Here is a 1,865-nt window from a genome sequence, read left to right as displayed (position 1 = left end):
GGCTGGTTTACGAGCCAATTCCCGGTTGTACTGGATGGAAGTCTGGGACAAGGGGGAAATACGGCTCGTCTGATCAAACGGATTAAGGAAGGGCTGCGTCATATTCCGCAAAAAGGCATCGGTTATGGTATTTTACGCTACCTGTCAGATATGAATGTGCTGGAGAAAGTAGGCGTGCAGTTACAGGCGCAGCCTGAGATCAGTTTTAACTATCTGGGCCAATTCGATCAGGACTATAAAGGCAACGATCTGGTGTCTTCCTCCTATTCCATTGGTGTGCCTGTTAGCACGAACGCGGCTATGGATTTTGCACTAGATATCAATGGATTAATCGAGGATGGGGAGCTGATGTTCACTATTCGCTACGGCACAACGCAGTTCCGTCATGAAACGATTGAACGGCTGGGAGAGCTGCTAGCATCCGGCTTGAGTGAAGTCATTCATCATTGTGTAGCCCAAGAGAGAACGGTGTTGACCCCAAGTGATGTCTTGTTAAAACATGTAACGCTGGACGAGCTGGAGCAATTGGTGAAAGATACACAAGATATGGGTGAACTAGAAAATGTGTATGCTTTGACGCCGATGCAAAAGGGTATGCTCTTCTTCAGTCTAATGGATGAGAGTTCGGCAGCTTATTTTGAGCAGGCCTCCTTTGAATGGAATGGACGGTTTGATGTGGTTGCTTTCAGCAAAAGCTTTGATCTGCTCGTACAGCGTCATGAGGCATTGCGGACGAACTTTATCAACTCCTGGAAGGATGAGCCTGTGCAGGTCGTTTTCCGCAATCGCAGCGGAGAGTTGTACTATGAAGACCTGCGCGGACTGGAAAAAGAAGAACGAGCAGCGCGTGTTGAGGCTTTTACCCTTGCCGATAAAGCGAAAGGATTCAATCTCGCAGAGGATGCACTCATTCGTATTTCGATCCTGCAAACCGGGGATGAAACATATCACTTTATCTGGAGCTTCCATCATATTTTGATGGATGGCTGGTGCTTGTCCTTTATGACACAGGAGGTATTCGGCAGCTATCTGGCACTGCGTGCGGGTCATAAGCCCGTACTGGAGCCTGTTACGCCGTTCAGTCGATTTATTGAATGGCTGGAACGTCAGGACCGTGAGGCGGCCCTGCAGTACTGGAGCAGATATCTGGAAGATTATGAGCAGCAAATTACGCTCCCGCAGCAAAAAATACAGCCTAAATCGATGCACACCGGGGAATATGTTGCTGAAGATCTGGATTGCGAATTCCAGCCGGAGCTGGTTGCCCAGATCGAACAAGTGGCGAAGCAAAATCAGGTGACGATCAATACGCTGATTCAGACGGTATGGGGCGTCTTGTTGCAAAAATATAATAACAGTTCGGATGTTGTGTTCGGCAGCGTTGTGTCCGGTCGCCCAGGGGATATTCCAGGTGTGGAGCACATGATTGGGCTATTCATTAACACGATTCCAGTGCGCGTGCAGTCTGAACAAGGTGAAACCTTTGTCGAGCTGATGAAACGAACACAACGGCAGGCGCTGGCTTCCAATGCCTACGATGCGTTCCCGCTGTATGAAATTCAAGCACTGACCGAGCAGAAACAGGATTTAATCAATCATATTATGATATTTGAAAATTATCCGGTGGAGCAGCAGGTAGAGCAGTTGGGCAGTGATGGACAGGAAAAATTTACGATTTCGAACGTGGTGTCTACAGAGGCAACCAACTATGATCTGAACGTCGTCGTTATGCCGGGTGAAGGCATCAAGATTCGTTTTATGTATAACACGCTCAGCTTTGATCAAGCAGGTATTGAGCGTCTGTATGGGCATTTTGCACGCCTGCTGGAGCAAATTTCGCTCAATCCGCATGTTTGTGTTGAAGA

1 protein-coding gene is annotated in these 1,865 nt (G+C 48.1%); it reads left to right on the top strand.

Translation table 11 applies throughout. From position 1 onward, the window contains the following. Positions 1 to 1,865 (top strand): condensation domain-containing protein (locus tag WA407_RS26160; protein ID WP_336078728.1); only part of this gene is annotated, 1,865 nt, incomplete at both ends.

It is taken from the genome of Paenibacillus sp. 203, assembly GCF_037027525.1.
In the GTDB taxonomy this organism is placed as follows: Bacteria; Bacillota; Bacilli; order Paenibacillales; family Paenibacillaceae; genus Paenibacillus; species Paenibacillus polymyxa_B.
Note: the sequence above shows the minus strand (reverse complement) of the source record. Positions and strands in the feature narration are given on the sequence as shown.